This is a genomic window from Nocardioides mesophilus, from assembly GCF_014395785.1.
Classification (GTDB): Bacteria; Actinomycetota; Actinomycetes; order Propionibacteriales; family Nocardioidaceae; genus Nocardioides_B; species Nocardioides_B mesophilus.
The window spans coordinates 4,190,571-4,206,505 of record NZ_CP060713.1 but is presented as its reverse complement, the minus strand read 5'-3'; the positions used below and the strand labels follow the sequence as shown (position 1 = coordinate 4,206,505).

Below are 15,935 nucleotides of genomic sequence, written 5' to 3'. Positions count from 1 at the left end.
GACGTGCGAATCCTCCACACCTCCGACTGGCACCTGGGGCGCTCCTTCCACCGGGTGGGGCTGCTCGACGCCCAGGCCGGCTTCGTCGACCACCTGCTCGCGACCGTGGAGAGCGAGCAGGTGGACCTGGTGGTGGTCTCCGGTGACGTCTACGACCGGGCGCTCCCCTCGGTCGACGCGGTGGGGCTGGCCGACGAGACGTTCGCCCGGCTCGCGGCGTCGCGTGCCACGACCGTGGTGACCAGCGGCAACCACGACTCCCAGATCCGGTTGGGGTTCAACTCCCGCCTGGCCGACGCGGCCGGGGTGCACCTGCGGACCCGTTGGCAGGACGTCGGCTCCCCCGTGGTGCTCGAGGACGCCCACGGCCCGGTGGCCGTCTACGGCCTGCCCTACCTCGAGCCCGATGCCGTCCGCGACGCGTGGCGCCTGGAGTCGCGCAGCCACGAGGCGACCCTGGGCGAGGCCATGCGGCGGGTCCACGCCGACCTCGCCGGGCGCCCGGGCACCCGATCGGTGGTGATGGCGCACGCCTTCGTCGCGGGCAGCGCCGAGGCGTCCGTCCCGGCGGCCAGCGACAGCGAGCGCGACATCTCCGTGGGAGGTCTCCAGATCGCACCGACCGACCTGTTCACCGGGGTCGACTACGCGGCGCTGGGCCACCTGCACGGCCGGCACGTCCTCACCGACACCGTGCGCTACAGCGGATCGCCGCTCGCCTACTCCTTCTCGGAGGCACGCCACACCAAGGGCTCCTGGCTGGTCGAGCTCGGTCAGGACGGCGTCGAGAGCGCCGACTTCGTCCCGGCGCCCGTGCCCCGGTCGCTGCGCAGCCTGCGCGGCCCGCTGGAGGACCTGCTCCGCGACCCGGCGCTCGCCGACGCCGAGGACAGCTGGCTCCAGGTCACGCTCACCGACGCCCGCCGCCCGATGCACGCGATGGAGCGGCTGCGCGACCGGTTCCCGCACACGCTGCTGCTCGCGTTCGAGCCCGAGGGGGTCACCCGGTCCCGGGGGCCGGTCCTGCCCCGGGTCGACGGCCGCAGCGACCTCGACGTCGCGCTCGGCTTCGTCGCCGAGGTCCGCGACCTCGAGGCCACCACCGAGGAGGCCCTGCTGCTGCAGCTGGCGTGCGACTCCTGCCGGATCACCGAGGACGACCTCGACCCGGCGACCGGCCGGTCGCCCGCCCGGGAGGCGGTGGGCTGATGCGGCTGCACCGGCTCCAGCTGACCGCCTTCGGACCCTTCGCGGGCACCGAGGAGGTGGACTTCGACGCGCTCAACGACGCGGGGCTGTTCCTGCTGACCGGCCCGACCGGAGCGGGCAAGACCAGCATCCTCGACGCGGTCTGCTTCGCGCTCTACGGCACGGTTCCGGGCGTGCGGGGGGTCAAGACGCTCAAGTCCCAGCATGCCGACGACCTCGTCGCCCCGGAGGTCTTCCTCGACTTCAGCGTCCGCGAGCGCCGGTTCCGGCTGCGCCGCTCCCCCGAGTGGACCCGTCCGAAGCGACGCGGCACCGGCACCCGGGTCGAGCCGGCCCGGGCGAGCCTGCTCGAGGTGGTCGACGGCGAGGAACGGTTGCTCAGCTCCCGTGCGGCGGAGGTCGGGCTGCAGATCTCCGACCTCGTCGGCATGCGGGCCGCACAGTTCCAGCAGGTGGCGATGCTGCCCCAGGGAGACTTCGCACGCTTCCTCCAGGCCAGCTCCCAGGACCGGCACGACGTGCTGCAGCAGCTGTTTCAGACCGACCGGTTCTCGCGCATCGAGGACTGGATCCAGGACCGCAGCCGCAGCCTGCGCGAGGAGGCCCAGGATCTCGAGGGGACCGCCCGCCGGCTCCTCGACCTGGTCGCGGAGCGGTCCGGCGAGCCCCTGCCGGACGCGGTGACCGGCGACGGCCTTCCCGCCGCGGTCGGCAGCGGTGCCGTCGAGGCCTGGGTCACCTCGGTCCGGGACGCCGCGCACGAAGCCGCCGCCGCGGCCGGCATCGAGCACCAGCGCGCCTGCGACGCGCTCGCCGCAGCCCGGACCCGGTGCGAGGCCGCCCGGTTGCGGCACCGGCTGCACGAACGCCGCCGGCAGGCCCTGGCGCGCCGACGCGAGCTCGACGAGACCCGCGACGCGGCCGAGGAGGCGACCGCTGCCCTGGGCGCGGACCGCCGGGCCGCCGACTGCGCTCCGCTGCTCGGTCTGGTGGAGCAGGCGAGCGCCGACGTCGCGCTCCTGGAGGAGCAGCAGCAGGCCGCCGCGGCCCGGGCCGCCGCCCTTCCGGCGCTCCCGGACCTCCCCCGGCTGCGTGCCGCGGACCTCGGCGACGAGGCCGTGAGGACGCCCACCGGCAGCACGCCAGTGCCCGGCTCCCTCGCCGGCTCCATCTCCCCCACCGGCTCCATCTCCCCCGCCGGCTCGGGCTCCGCAGTCGGCGCCGATGAAGGCCACCGTGCAGACGGTGGAGCACGGGACGACGACCTCGTCGACGTCGGGCTGTTCGAGCTCGACGAGGTCACCCCGCGCACGACGGTCGGCCCCGCGTCCGATCACGGCGACACCCACACCGACCCGGTTGCCGCGACGGCCCCTCAGCGCGTCGAGCCGAGCCCGGAGCCTGATCCCCAGGCCCCGCTGCGGCGCCGCGTCGACGTGACGCGCGACCTCGTCCCCCAGCTGCGCGCGGTGCTCCCGCGGGCGGCAGGCATCGTCGCCGACACGGCCCGGATCGAGCAGCTGGAGCGGCGCCTCAGCGCCAGCCGGTCCGAGATCGCGCTGCTCCAGGAGCAGCTCGGTCGTCTTCCCGAGCTGCTGGCCCGGCAGCGCGAGCACCTCGCCCGACTGGCCTCGGTCGCCGGGCGCGCGGAGGCCGTGGAGCTTCAGCTCGCAGCGGCCGAGACCCGGTCAGCGGCCGTCGCGGGGCTGCCGGCGGCGCGGGCGCGGGTGAGCGGGCTCGTCGACCTGGCCCGCGACGCCCGGGACGCCGCCGCCGACCGCCGCGACACCGTCCAACGGATCACCCAGCTCCGGCTGGACGGCATGGCGGCCGAGCTCGCCGGCGTGCTCGTCGACGGCGAGCCGTGCCAGGTCTGCGGCAGCCCGGCGCACCCGGCGCCCGCGGCGCCGGGCGGAGGCCAGGTGTCGCAGCGCGAGCAGGACGACGCCGCGGCCGCCTTCGACGCCGCGCAGCAGCGGCACGTCGCCGCGGCCGCGGCCGCGGCGGAGGCCGAGCGTGACCTGCAGCAGCTCCTCGCGGTGGGCGAGGGCCGCGACGCGGCGACGGTCACTGCCGAGCTGGTCGCACTCCGCGCCGAGCAGGCCGACTGCGCCGCGGCTCGTTCCCAGCTCACGGCGGTGGCCGCCGAGGTGACCGCTCTGGAGCAGCAGCAGGTCGAGGCGTCCACGCGGGTGCAGGGCGTCACCGTGAGCATCGCGACCACGGAGCACTCGGTCGAGTCGCTGCGCGAGTCCGTTGCCGAGGCCCGGCACGAGCTGCGGACGCTCCTGGGCGACGACGTCGAGCCCGAGGGCGTCGCCGAGGTGATCGGCGTGCTCGAGCGGTCCCTGCAGGTCTGGCGTGGCCAGCTCGAGCTGGTCGAGCGCGTCCGGCAGGCCCGGGACCGGCGCGACGACCTACTCGCCCAGGCCGCGCGAGCAGCCGCGGCGGGACACTTCGCAGACCTCGAGGCGGTGCGCGCCGCACGTCTCGACGACGACGACCGCGAGCGGCTCACCGCTGTGCTGACGGCCCGGTCGGAGGCGACCGCGCGGGTGCAGGCGGTCCTCGAGGACCCCGACGTGGCAGGCCTGGAGCACGCCGGCCCGGAGGCGGTCCGAGCCGCCGAGACCCAGGTGGAGGCCGCCGCGACGGCCGCCGAGGAGGTGGCCCGGCGCTTCCACCAGCTCGAGGAGGCGTCGCAGGCGCTGACCGGCCACGCCACCCGGCTCGCCGCGACCCTGGAGGACTGGGCGCCGATGCGCGAGAGCTTCGTGCGCGCCGACGCCATGGCCCGCCTGGTCCGCGGCATGGGCAGCGACAACCAGCTCCAGATGCGGCTCTCGGCCTACGTCCTGGCCCGACGGCTCGACCAGGTGCTCGACGCCGCCAACGAGAGGCTGGCGCACATGCGCGACCAGCGCTACCTGCTGCAGCGCACCGCTCGCGCCGCCCGCCGGTCCAGCCAGGCCGGGCTCGGCCTCGAGGTCGTGGACCAGTGGACCGGAGACGTGCGCGACCCGGTCACCCTGTCCGGCGGCGAGACGTTCGTCGTCTCGCTCGCGCTCGCGCTCGGGCTGGCCGACGTGGTGACCCAGGAGGCCGGCGGCACCGAGATCGAGACGCTCTTCGTCGACGAGGGATTCGGCACGCTCGACCCCGAGACCCTCGACGACGTGATGGACCGCCTCGACAACCTGCGCTCGGGCGGCCGGTCCGTCGGCGTGGTCAGTCACGTGGGCGAGCTGCGGAGCCGGATCCCCAACCAGCTGCACGTGCTCAAGACCCCGCACGGATCCTCGATCCGCGCGCAGCTGCTGGTCGGATGACCCGCGAGCAGCCGCCACCGGCGCGGATGCTGGCGGTGATCGACCTCGACGGGGTGCTCGCCGACGTGCGGCACCGGCTGCACCACCTGTCCGCACGACCGAAGGACTGGGCCGGCTTCTTCGGCGCAGCCCCGGCCGATCCCGTGCTGGCCGAGGGGCGGCGGGTGGTCGAGGCTCTCGCGGCCGTGCACGACGTCGTGTACCTCTCCGGTCGACCCGAGGGCTGTCGCCGCGACACCGAGCGGTGGCTCGCCGCGCATTCGCTACCTCCCGGACCGGTGCACCTGCGGCCCGCGACCGACCGTCGCCCGAGCCGGCTGTTCAAGGTCGAGCGCCTGCGCGTGCTGGCCCGGAGCAAGCCGGTGGCCGTCGTCGTCGACGACGACGCCGCGGTGCTCGACGCCCTCCGTGCTGCCGGGTTCGACGTCCTGCCCGCCACCTGGATGGGCGAACAGCCGGTCCTGCACGAGGCCCAGGAGGTGGACGGCCAGACCTGAGCCCGGCCCTCGAGCAGCGGCCGTCCCGGTCCTCCGACCCGAGCCGGGACGAGTCCGCGACACCCCGGCCCAGATCCTCGGCCGCCGTGCGAGAACGCATAGATTCCCCCCCCATGACGTCGCCGCACCCGATCGACCGCACCTTCACGGCGCTGCCCTACCGGCGGATGGCCGAGGCCGCGCTGGCCCGTGCGCAGGACTTCCACGTCAGCCACGCCGACTTCCGGTTCGAGCGGATCCGGTCCCAGGACATCAGCGTCCGCGACGGCCGGCTGCAGGGCGCCTCGGACACCGAGGACATCGGCTTCGCCGTACGCGTCATCCACGACGGCGCCTGGGGCTTCGCCTCCGGGGTCGCGATGGGTCCGGAGTCCGCCGTCCGGATCACCGAGACCGCGGTGCGCACCGCGCAGGTCGCCGCCGCGATGACCACCACCCCGGTGGTGCTCGCCCCGGAGCCGGTCCACCACGACGTCACCTGGGTGAGCTCCTACGAGATCGACCCGCTCACCGTCCCGCTGGAGGAGAAGGTGGAGCTGCTGGCGTCCTGGTCGCGCCGGCTCTTCGACGCCCCCGGGGTCGCCCACTCCAGCGGGTCCCTGAAGCAGGTCGTCGAGAACAAGTTCTACACCGACCTCACCGGCACCACGACCACCCAGCAACGGGTCCGGCTGCACCCCCAGCTCGAGGTGTTCGGCACCGACCCGGAGACCGGCGCCTTCGACTCGATGCGCAGCATCGCTCCCCCGGCGGGCCGCGGGTGGGAGTACCTCCTCGGCACCGGCTACGACTGGGAGGCCGAGCTCGAGGCACTTCCCCGGCTGCTCGCCGAGAAGCTCGCGGCGCCGTCGGTGGAGCCCGGCCGCTACGACCTGGTGATCCACCCCTCCAACCTGTGGCTGACGATCCACGAGTCGATCGGCCACGCCACCGAGCTGGACCGGGCGCTCGGCTACGAGGCCAACTACGCCGGCACGTCCTTCGCGACGCTCGACAAGCTCGGCAGCCTGCAGTACGGCTCACCGGTCATGCACGTGACCGGGGACCGCACCGTCGAGCACGGCCTGGCCACCGTCGGCTACGACGACGAGGGCGTGCAGACCCAGAGCTGGGACATCGTCCGCGACGGGGTGCTCGTCGGCTACCAGCTCGACCGGTCGATGGCCCACGAGCACGGCGCCGCGCTGAACGGCGGCCGGTCCAACGGTTGCGCGTACGCCGACTCCCCCGGGCACATCCCCATCCAGCGGATGGCCAACGTGTCGCTGCAGCCGGCCCCCGACGGTGGTCCGAGCACCGAGGAGCTGCTCTCCCGGGTGGAGCGCGGGATCTACGTCGTCGGGGACCGCTCCTGGAGCATCGACATGCAGCGCTACAACTTCCAGTTCACCGGTCAGCGGTTCTACCGAATCGAGAACGGCGTGCTCACCGGCCAGCTGCGCGACGTGGCCTACCAGGCCACGACCACCGAGTTCTGGAACTCGATGGAGGCCGTCGGCGGCCCGGACACCTGGGTGCTCGGCGGCGCGTTCAACTGCGGCAAGGCGCAGCCCGGGCAGGTCGCCTCGGTCTCGCACGGATGCCCCACCGCACTGTTCCGCGACGTGAACGTCCTCAACACCCGCACCGAGGGAGCATGATGACCGCACCGACGCCCCAGGAGCTCGTCGAGCACGCGCTGAAGGCCTCCCGGTCCCAGGCCTGCACCGTCCTGGTCCGCAGCTCGACGCGGGCCAACCTGCGCTGGGCGAACAACACGCTGACCACCAACGGGGTGATGCAGGACGTCACGGTCACCGTGGTCGCCTTCCACCACGGTGCGGAGGGCACCTCGACCGGCTCGGTCTCTGCGACCGCCGCCTCGCTGGATCAGGTGGGCCGACTCGTCGAGGCGGCCGACGCGGCTGCAGCCGCCTCCGAGCCGGCCGAGGACGCCGCCGAGCTCGTCACCGGCGACGCGACCGCCGACTGGGCGGAGCGGCCCGAGGAGACCTCGATCGACGTGTACGCCGACTTCGCCCCGGCCCTCGGGGAGTCGTTCGGACGGGCCACGGCCCAGAGCCGGATCCTCTACGGGTTCGTGGACCACGAGATGACCACGACGTACCTCGGCTCGAGCACCGGACTGCGGCTGCGACACGTCCAGCCCAGCGGCCACTACGGGTGCACCGCCAAGCCGACCGACCTCAGCACCAGCGCCTGGGTCGGCGGCTCCACCCGCGACTTCCGTGACGTCGACGCCCACGCGATGGAGGCCGAGCTGGTGCGCCGGCTCGGCTGGGCGCAGCGCCGGATCGACCTGCCGGCCGGCCGCTACGACACGATCCTGCCGCCGACGGCGGTCTCGGACCTGATGATCTACGCCTACTGGACCGCCGGCGCCCGCGAGGCGCACGACGGGCAGACGGTCTTCTCCGCACGTGGCGGCGGCACCCGGATCGGGGAGCGCCTCTCGCGGCGTCCCGTGCAGATGTTCTCCGACCCCGCCTACCCCGGCCTCGGGGCGGCGCCGTTCGTCACCGCCACGCAGAGCAGCAACCTGGAGAGCGTCTTCGACAACGGCCTGCCGCTCGCCAGGACCGACTGGGTCCGGGACGGCGAGCTCACCGCGCTGCTGCAGACCCGGCACTCGGCGGGGCTCACCGGCCAGCCGGTCACGCCGTACGTCGACAACCTGGTGGTCTCGGTCGACGGCGGCACCGGCAGCACCGACGACCTGGTCGCCGGCATGCAGGACGGGCTGCTGCTCACCTGCCTGTGGTACATCCGCGAGGTGGACCCGCAGACGCTGCTCCTGACCGGGCTCACCCGCGACGGTGTCTACCGGGTCCAGGACGGCGAGGTGACCGGCGCGGTGAACAACTTCCGCTTCAACGAGAGCCCGGTCGCGCTGCTCGACCGGTTCTCGGAGGCCTCCGCCACCGGGCCGAGCTTCTCCCGCGAGTGGGGCGACTACTTCCCGCGCACGGCGACGCCGGCGCTCCGGGCGCCGGACTTCAACATGTCCACGGTCTCCCAGGCCCAGTAGCCCCACGATTACCACGGGATGTCGGAAGTTTGATGCTTCCCATGGGCCGCAGCCCATGGGAAGCATCAGAACACCGACATCCCGTGGTAATCAGAGGGCGGGATGGCCCCCGGGGATCGGGACCTCCGGGTCGTACGGCGTGCGGGTGTAGACGAAGGTCGCACAGACCAGGTGGCTGACCCGACCGTCGTCCGCCCGCACCACCTGCAGCCGCTCCCCGTGGTGGTAGCCGCGCGAGCCGACGAACGTCCCGTCGGCGGTCAGCGCGAACGCGTGCGCGTCGACGCCGTTGCCGAGCATCCGGAACACCAGCTCCTCGCCCCGCCAGGACGCCTCGTAGGCGGTGTTGCCCCAGTGCCACACGCCGAGCACCTCCGACACCGAAGCGGGCAGCCCGGTCGTCGGGGTCCAGGCCGGCGGGATCGTCGGCTCGCAGCTCTCCAGCGTGGTCAGGAGGTCGACCGCGAGGCCTTCGCACCGCAGCCCGGAGGTGCCGTTGGCGAGCAGCACCGCACCGGTACGGCGGGGCCGGTCCGCGAACAGTCCGGCGAGGAAGCCGGGCATCGAGCCGGTGTGCCCGACCAGCGTCCCCGACCCTCCGGCGGCCAGCCGGAAGCCGAGGCCGTAGCCGCCGCTCATCCCGCCGGCCTGCGTGCCCGACTGCGGTGTGGTCATCTCCCGCATCGCCGAGGACGGGAGCACCGGGGACTCCGCCGCCGCCAGGAACGCTGCGTACCGGGCCAGGTCCTCGATCGTGCTCCAGACCTGACCGGCCGGCGCCATCGCACCCGCGTCGTGGGCGGGCTCCTCGGTGAGGGTGCCCGCGAGGTGGTGAACGCTGAACCCCCGGGCCGCGGGCCCTGCGGGGAGGTACGTCGTCCGCCGCATGTCCAGCGGCTCCAGGACCCGCTCGCGGACCGCGTCGAACCAGGTGCCGCCGGTCAGCCGGGCCACGACCTCGCCGAGCAGGCCGAAGGCGATGTTCGTGTAGTGGAAGGTCGCGCCGGAGGGGAAGGCGGCCGGCACGTCGGCGAGCCGCTCCGCGAGCTGGTCGAACGAGACGCCCGGGCTGCGCTCCCACCAGTCCCCCGCCGGCTCGGAGTGCATCCCGGAGGAGTGCGACAGCAGGGACCGGATCGTCCGGTCGCCATAGGCCACGCCGGGCAGGTGCTTCTCCAGCGGGTCGTTCAGGTCGAGCCGACCCTGCTCGCGCAGCTGCAGCACGACGACCGCGACCAGCGTCTTGGTGATCGAGCCGATCCGGAACTGCACGTCCGGGCCGGGCGTCGCGTCGGTCCCGGTGACCGCGCCGTGCGCTCCGGTCCACACCAGCGCGCCGTCGCGGACCACACCGGCCACCAGCGACGGCAGCCGGCCCTGGACCTGGTCGGTCGCGACGAGCGCCTGCAGACGCCGGGCGGTGGACTGCGCCACGCTCATCCCAGCGGCTCCTCGGCGAACGCCTCGGGCGAGGGGCAGGCGCACACCAGGTTGCGGTCGCCGTAGGCCTGGTCGATCCGGCCGACCGGCGGCCAGTACTTGTCCGGGTCGTAGCCGGTCGGGAAGACCGCGAGCTCGCGCGGATAGGCCCGGTCCCAGTCGCCGGTGAGCGCCCGGGCGGTGTGCGGCGCCCCGCGCAGCGGTGACGACTCCGGGGTCCACTCCCCCGCGGCCACCTTGTTGATCTCGGCGCGGATCGCGATCATCGCCTCGCAGAACCGGTCGAGCTCGGCGAGGTCCTCGGACTCGGTCGGCTCGACCATCAGGGTGCCGGCGACCGGGAAGCTCATCGTCGGCGCGTGGAAGCCGTAGTCGACCAGCCGCTTGGCGACGTCGTCGACGCTCACGCCGGTGCTGCGGGTGAGCTCGCGCAGGTCGAGGATGGCTTCGTGCGCGACCAGGCCGCCGTGCCCCTGGTAGAGCACCGGGAAGTGCTCGCCGAGCCGCTTGGCGACGTAGTTGGCCGCCAGCACCGCCACCGCGGTGGCCTCGGTGAGCCCGTCGGGCCCCATCATCCGCACGTAGGCCCAGGAGATCGGCAGGATCCCGGCCGAGCCGTACGGCGCCGCGCTGATCGGGCCGATGCCCTCGCGGCGCCCGGGCTCGGGGTGCATCGGGTGGCTGGGCAGGAACGGCGCGAGGTGCTCGCGGACCGCGACCGGGCCGACGCCGGGGCCGCCGCCGCCGTGCGGGATGCAGAACGTCTTGTGCAGGTTGAGGTGCGAGACGTCGCCGCCGAACTCGCCGGGCTTGGCATGGCCGAGCAGCGCGTTCAGGTTCGCCCCGTCGACGTACACCTGGCCGCCGTGCTCGTGCACGATCCGGCACAGCTCGGTGATGCCGTCCTCGTAGGCACCGTGCGTGGAGGGGTAGGTGACCATGATCGCGGCCAGGTCCTCGCGGTGCTTCTCGCACTGCGCCTGGAGGTCCTCGAGGTCCACGGCGCCGTCGGCGGCGGCCTTCACCACGACGACGCGCATCCCGGCCATCACCGCGGACGCGGCGTTGGTGCCGTGCGCCGAGGACGGGATCAGGCAGACGTCGCGGGCCTCGTCGCCGCGGGAGCGGTGGTAGCCGCGGATCGCCAGCAGCCCGGCCAGCTCGCCCTGGGAGCCGGCGTTCGGCTGGATCGAGACCCGGTCGTAGCCGGTGACCTCGGCCAGCCAGCCCTCGAGCTGGTCGATCATCCGGCGGTAGCCGGCGGCGTCCTCGGCCGGGGCGAACGGGTGCAGGTCGGCGAAGCCCGGCAGGCTCACCGGCTCCATCTCGGTCGTCGCGTTGAGCTTCATCGTGCACGAGCCGAGCGGGATCATGCCGCGGTCCAGGGCGTAGTCGCGCGCCGAGAGCCGCCGCAGGTAGCGCAGCATCGCGGTCTCCGAGCGGTGCGCGTGGAAGACCTCGTGGGTGAGGTACGGCGTCTCGCGGAGCAGCTCGGACGGGAGCTCGTCGCCGGCCCGTGCGTCGACGTCGTCGAGGTCCACCTCGCCGGCGCCGAACGCGTCGAGCACCGCCTCGAGGTGCTCACGGCCGGTGGTCTCCGAGGTCGAGACCCCGACGGTGTCGGCGTCGACCCGGCGCAGGTGCACGCCGGCGTCGCGAGCCGCAGCCAGCACCGCGTCGGCCCGGCCGGGGACCCGCACCGTCACGGTGTCGAAGAAGGCACCCTCGAGGACGTCGAGGCCGGCCTCCCGCAGCCCGGCGGCCAGCACCGCGGCGTAGCGGTGCGTCCGCTGCGCGATCGACCGGAGCCCGTCGGGGCCGTGGTAGACGGCGTACATCGACGCGACCACGGCCAGCAGCACCTGCGCGGTGCAGATGTTCGAGGTCGCCTTGTCGCGACGGATGTGCTGCTCCCGGGTCTGCAGCGCGAGCCGGTACGCCGGCCGGCCGGCCGCGTCGACGCTCACCCCGACGAGCCGTCCCGGGAGGTGCCGCTCGAGCCCGCTGCGCACCGCCATGTAGCCGGCGTGCGGGCCGCCGTAGAACAGCGGCACGCCGAAGCGCTGCGTGGAGCCCACCACCACGTCGGCGCCGAGCGCGCCGGGTGACTCCAGCAGGGTCAGCGCGAGCAGGTCCGCGGCGACGACGGCGAGCGCGCCCCGCTCATGGGCGGCCTCGACCAGCGGCCGAGGGTCCAGCACGCGGCCGTCGGCGCCGGGGTACTGCACCAGCAGGCCGGACAGCGGGCCCTCGGGCAGCCCGGCGGCCAGGTCGGCCACGACGACCTCGATGCCCATCGCCTCGGCACGGGTCTGCACCACGGCGATCGTCTGCGGCAGGGCGTTGGCGTCGACCAGGAACGGGCCGGACGCGGAGCGCTGGGCGCGGCGTACCAGCGTCATCGCCTCGGCCGCCGCGGTGCCCTCGTCGAGCAGCGAGGCGTTGGCGGTGGGCAGGCCGGTGAGGTCGCCCACCATCGTCTGGAAGTTCAGCAGCGCCTCCAGGCGGCCCTGGGAGATCTCGGGCTGGTAGGGGGTGTAGGCGGTGTACCAGGCCGGGTCCTCTAGCACGTTGCGCCGGACGACGGCCGGGGTGAGGGTGCCGTGGTAGCCGAGCCCGATCATCGGCTCGCGCGGGTGGTTCTCCGCCGCGGCCGCGCGCAGCTCGCGGGCCGCCTGCTGCTCGGAGGCTGCGGGCGGCAGGTCGAGCTGGGCCGAGAGCCGGATGCCACCGGGCACCGCGGCCTCCATCAGCTCCTGCAGCGAGCTCATCCCAAGCGCGGCGAGCATCGTGGCCTGGGCGTCCGCGTCGGGGCCGACGTGGCGACGGCGGAACGGCGCCGCGGCGTCGAGCTGGGAAAGGGTGGGGTGGTCGGACACCGAGGCTCCTGGGCTGTGGGACGTGCCGGTCAGGTCGCCTCCCCCTCTGTCGGGACAGCCGCGAGCAGCCGCGGTCGAACCTCCAGAGTTGCCTGTTCCGCCCGGTCCGGGCGCCTGAGAGGTTCCGGGGAGGAATTGCCCCTTCGGCGCTCCGCGACGGTGCGCCGATCACGGGGACCGGCGCCCGGCGGAGACTCTCCCGCGCGGTGTCAGCAGCGGTTCCACGGTACACCAGGAACCGACGCCGACCGCTGCCCGACCGCGGGTCGGCCGCGGGTCGGTCGCTCCCGGACAGGCGAGTCGCCGGCACCCACGAGGGGCACCGGCGACGGCGGAGGTCGAGCGGGAGGACCGGCTCAGCCGGTGGCGCGGGCCCGCCGACGGGCGGCGAGCTCGTCGGCGCTGTGATCCGTGCTCTCCGGGGTGGTGCGCTCGCTGGGGAGCTCGGCGAGCGAGCCCTCGATCTCGCGCCAGACACCGCCGATCGCGATGCCGAAGACGCCCTGACCGCCCTGCAGCAGGTCGATGACCTCGTCGTTGCTGGTGCACTCGTAGACCGAGGCGCCGTCGCTCATCAGCGTCACGCGGGTGAGGTCGTCGGTGCCGCGGGCGCGCAGGTGCTGCACCGCGGTGCGGATCTGCTGCAGCGAGATGCCGGCGTCCAGGAGGCGCTTGATCACCTTGAGCAGCAGGATGTCGCGGAAGGAGTAGAGACGCTGGGTGCCCGAACCGGTCGCCCCGCGGACGGTCGGCTCCACCAGGCCGGTGCGCGCCCAGTAGTCGAGCTGGCGGTAGGTGATCCCGGCGGCGTTGCACGCGGTGGGACCGCGGTAGCCGGCGTCGCTCGGCAGCGGCGAGACGTCGTCGTCGAACAGGAGGCCCTGCTCACCGGCGGCCTGGGCGGCCTGCTCGGCCTGGACGGCGGCGGCCGCGTCCATCTTCTGGGGTGACTTGTCACCGTTGCCCGTCACGTTGACCTCCATGGTCGGCTTCGCTCAGCCTGTCTCTCCGGGGGAAGCCGACGCGCTCGGAACGGAGCACAGCGGTGGAGTTACAGCGAAGACATCCCTCACGTTAGGGCCCTGCCGGGACCCGGTCAACGACCGGTGGCCGAGTCGTTCAGCGTGTCGCAACCCTCAACCTCACCTTGAGGGTGAGGCTATCGAGGGCCACCGGGCGCCTGTGGATCAGTGCGACTCGAAGTCCTCGGGGGTGACGTGGTCGAGGAACTCGCGGAACTTCTCCACCTCGTCCTCCTGCTCGTCGGGCACCTCGAGACCGGCCTCGTCGAGGACGTCGTCGGCGCAGACGATCCGGCTCCCGGTGCGCAGCGCCAGGGCGATGGCGTCCGACGGCCGGGCGCTCACCTCCACCCCGGAGCCGAAGACCAGGACGGCGTAGAAGACGCCGTCCTTCATCTCGGTGATCCGGACCTCGGACAGGTCGTTGCCGGTCGCGGCGATCATGTCCTTCATCAGGTCGTGCGTCAGCGGTCGCGGCGGCACCACGCCCTGCTGCGCGAAGGCGATCGCCGTCGCCTCCACGGCCCCGATCCAGATCGGGAGGTACCGGTCACCTCCCACCTCCCGGAGCAGGACGATGGGCTGGTTGGAGGGCATCTCCACCCGGACACCGATCACATCGACTTCGCGCACAGAACAACCCTACTCCCGCTGGGAAGCGCGACGGCACGCGTCAGCGACCGGTGCCCAGACCAGCTTTCACCAACGAGGCATGCAGCTTCACCGACAGTGCCGCGATCTGGCGGACGGCGTCCTCGGCCCGTGCCTGCGCTCCGGCGTCGCGCTGGCCGCGCATCGGCGCGACCACCTGCTCGAGCAGACCGACCTCGCGATCCGCGGCGGTCTTGAAGGCGCGCAGGTGGCGCGGTTCGAGGCCGTACGCCGCGAGCTCGCCCGCGGTGCGCGCCACCACCGCGGCGTCGCCGTCGAAGTGCTTGGACCCGGCGCGCATCCGGACCATGCCGAAGGCCAGCAGCTGGTCGAGCAGCTCCTCGCCGATCTCCGCGGTCTCGAGGAGCTCGCGACGGGACAGCCGCAGCTCCGGACCGCCGGTGGCGAACGCCTCCGGGGACGGCATGCCGTCGCCGGCGAGCACGACCCGCGGCACCTGCGGACCGGTGGAGGGCAGCGCCGGCGGTTCCAGGCCGCGATCCATCGCGTCGAGGTGCTCGCGGATCACCTTCAGCGGCAGGTAGTGCTCCCGCTGGGCGGTGAGCACGTAGCGCAGCCGCTCCACGTCCTGGCGGGAGAACTTGCGGTAGCCGGCCGGGGTCCGCTCGGGCTCCACGAGCCCCTCGGACTCGAGGTAGCGGATCTTGCTGATGTTGAGGCCCGGGAAGTCCGGCCGCAGCTCCTCGAGCACCTCACCGATGCTGAGCCGCGCACGCGCGGACGCTGCGGTGCTCTTCACCGCCGGCTGCCCGCTCCCCCGTGGCTGGCGAAGTAGACCAGCCGGTACTTGCCGATCTGCACCTCGTCGCCGCCCTGCAGCTCGACCTCGTCGATCCGGTCCCGGTTGACGTAGGTGCCGTTGAGGCTGCCGACGTCGGCCACGGTGTAGCCGCTCTCGCTGCGCCGGAACTCGGCGTGCCGCCGGGAGACCGTGACGTCGTCGAGGAAGATCTCGCTGTCGGGGTGCCGCCCGGCCGACACCACGTCGGTGTCGAGCAGGAAGCGGCTGCCCGCCGAGGGACCACGCTGCACCACCAGCAGGGCGCTCCCGGTCGGCAGCGCGTCTACGGCGGCGGCGTCGGCGTCGTTGAGCGCTCGCTCCTCGCGGTGCTCCGCCTCCTTGGCGGGGCCGCCGAACGTGATCGTCGCGGTGCTCTCGCTCGGTGACTCCGGCACGGCCGCGGTCGTGCCCTGGTCAGCGGCGAGGCGTGCACCGCACTGTGAGCAGAACCGGGCGTCGTCCGGGTTCTGGTGTCCGCACTGCGTGCAGAACGGCATGGGGATCCTCCCGTAGGGCTGCCGGTCAGAAACTCTCAACCACATGTCGAGGTTGACGGTTCCCCGAACCTATCAGGGGTCAGGCTCTCGTCCACCCTGATCCCCCACAGCCGGTGGCCCCGGCGCCGGCCGGCCGGACGCTCAGATCGTCTGCTGGTAGGCGTCGGCGTCCATCAGCGCCGCCACCGCGGCGGGATCGCTCGGCGTGACCTCGAAGAGCCAGCCGTCGCCGTAGGGATCGGTGTTGACCAGCTCCGGGGAGCCGTCGAGGGTCTCGTTGCGGGCGACGACCGTGCCGGACACCGGCGCGTAGACGTCGCTGACCGACTTCGTCGACTCGAGCTCTCCGACGGAGGTGCCTGCCTCGACGTCGGTGCCGACCTCGGGCAACGACACGTAGACGATGTCGCCGAGCGCGTCCTGGGCGTAGTCGGTGATGCCGATGCGCACCGACGCGTCGGACTGTCCGGGGTCCCGGACCCACTCGTGCTCGCTGGTGTACTTCAGGTCCTCGGGATACACGTCGGCGCTCCTCGAACTTCTCGTGTGGCTGCGTGGCGGACCAGGGTGTCCGCTCCGGC

At 73.4% G+C, this 15,935-nt stretch carries 12 protein-coding genes and 1 riboswitch; of the genes, 5 read left to right on the top strand and 7 right to left on the bottom strand.

From position 1 onward, the window contains the following. Positions 1-3 precede the first annotated feature (3 nt). The 5 genes from H9L09_RS20060 to H9L09_RS20040 all read left to right on the top strand — a co-directional run bounded on the left by H9L09_RS20060 (position 4) and on the right by H9L09_RS20040 (position 8,063). Complete coding sequence (locus H9L09_RS20060) at positions 4-1,209, top strand: exonuclease SbcCD subunit D (protein WP_187578546.1); 1,206 nt, start codon at positions 4-6, stop codon at positions 1,207-1,209. Further along, positions 1,209-4,538, top strand: coding sequence for an AAA family ATPase (locus tag H9L09_RS20055; protein WP_187578545.1), 3,330 nt, complete (start codon positions 1,209-1,211; stop codon positions 4,536-4,538). The genes H9L09_RS20060 and H9L09_RS20055 overlap by 1 nt, the downstream gene beginning before the upstream one ends. Then, positions 4,535-5,035 (top strand): phosphatase domain-containing protein, encoded by a 501-nt coding sequence (locus H9L09_RS20050; protein WP_187578544.1) that lies wholly within the window; start codon positions 4,535-4,537, stop codon positions 5,033-5,035. The genes H9L09_RS20055 and H9L09_RS20050 overlap by 4 nt, the downstream gene beginning before the upstream one ends. Positions 5,036-5,148: 113 nt before the next feature. After that, complete coding sequence (locus tag H9L09_RS20045; RefSeq protein ID WP_187578543.1) at positions 5,149-6,675, top strand: TldD/PmbA family protein; 1,527 nt, start codon at positions 5,149-5,151, stop codon at positions 6,673-6,675. Then, complete coding sequence (locus H9L09_RS20040; protein WP_187578542.1) at positions 6,675-8,063, top strand: metallopeptidase TldD-related protein; 1,389 nt, start codon at positions 6,675-6,677, stop codon at positions 8,061-8,063. Before H9L09_RS20045 ends, H9L09_RS20040 begins: the two co-directional genes overlap by 1 nt. A gap of 90 nt (positions 8,064-8,153) precedes the next feature. On the opposite strand, the gene H9L09_RS20035 is transcribed toward H9L09_RS20040, so the two are convergent. From H9L09_RS20035 to gcvH, 7 genes are all read right to left on the bottom strand, one after another. After that, positions 8,154-9,503 carry a serine hydrolase domain-containing protein gene (locus H9L09_RS20035; RefSeq protein WP_187578541.1) on the bottom strand — a complete coding sequence of 450 codons (1,350 nt, stop codon included), beginning with the start codon at positions 9,501-9,503 and terminating at the stop codon, positions 8,154-8,156. Further along, a complete protein-coding gene (gene gcvP, locus H9L09_RS20030; protein WP_187578540.1) occupies positions 9,500-12,382 on the bottom strand; it encodes an aminomethyl-transferring glycine dehydrogenase in 2,883 nt (960 codons plus the stop codon). The genes H9L09_RS20035 and gcvP overlap by 4 nt, the downstream gene beginning before the upstream one ends. Before the next feature lie 92 nt (positions 12,383-12,474). After that, positions 12,475-12,594: riboswitch (glycine riboswitch) on the bottom strand. A gap of 144 nt (positions 12,595-12,738) precedes the next feature. Beyond that, positions 12,739-13,320 (bottom strand): MerR family transcriptional regulator, encoded by a 582-nt coding sequence (locus H9L09_RS20025; protein ID WP_187581021.1) that lies wholly within the window; start codon positions 13,318-13,320, stop codon positions 12,739-12,741. 249 nt (positions 13,321-13,569) lie between these two features. After that, positions 13,570-14,037 (bottom strand): bifunctional nuclease family protein, encoded by a 468-nt coding sequence (locus tag H9L09_RS20020; RefSeq protein WP_187578539.1) that lies wholly within the window; start codon positions 14,035-14,037, stop codon positions 13,570-13,572. A 40-nt stretch (positions 14,038-14,077) separates the two neighbouring features. Next, positions 14,078-14,815: a transcriptional regulator FtsR gene (gene ftsR / locus H9L09_RS20015; protein ID WP_187578538.1), complete on the bottom strand. Its 738-nt coding sequence runs from the start codon at positions 14,813-14,815 to the stop codon at positions 14,078-14,080. After that, positions 14,812-15,354 carry a zinc-ribbon and FHA domain-containing protein gene (locus H9L09_RS20010; RefSeq protein ID WP_187578537.1) on the bottom strand — a complete coding sequence of 181 codons (543 nt, stop codon included), beginning with the start codon at positions 15,352-15,354 and terminating at the stop codon, positions 14,812-14,814. Before H9L09_RS20010 ends, ftsR begins: the two co-directional genes overlap by 4 nt. Before the next feature lie 141 nt (positions 15,355-15,495). After that, positions 15,496-15,876, bottom strand: coding sequence for a glycine cleavage system protein GcvH (gene gcvH / locus H9L09_RS20005; RefSeq protein ID WP_187578536.1), 381 nt, complete (start codon positions 15,874-15,876; stop codon positions 15,496-15,498). Between the last annotated feature and the right edge of the window lie 59 nt (positions 15,877-15,935).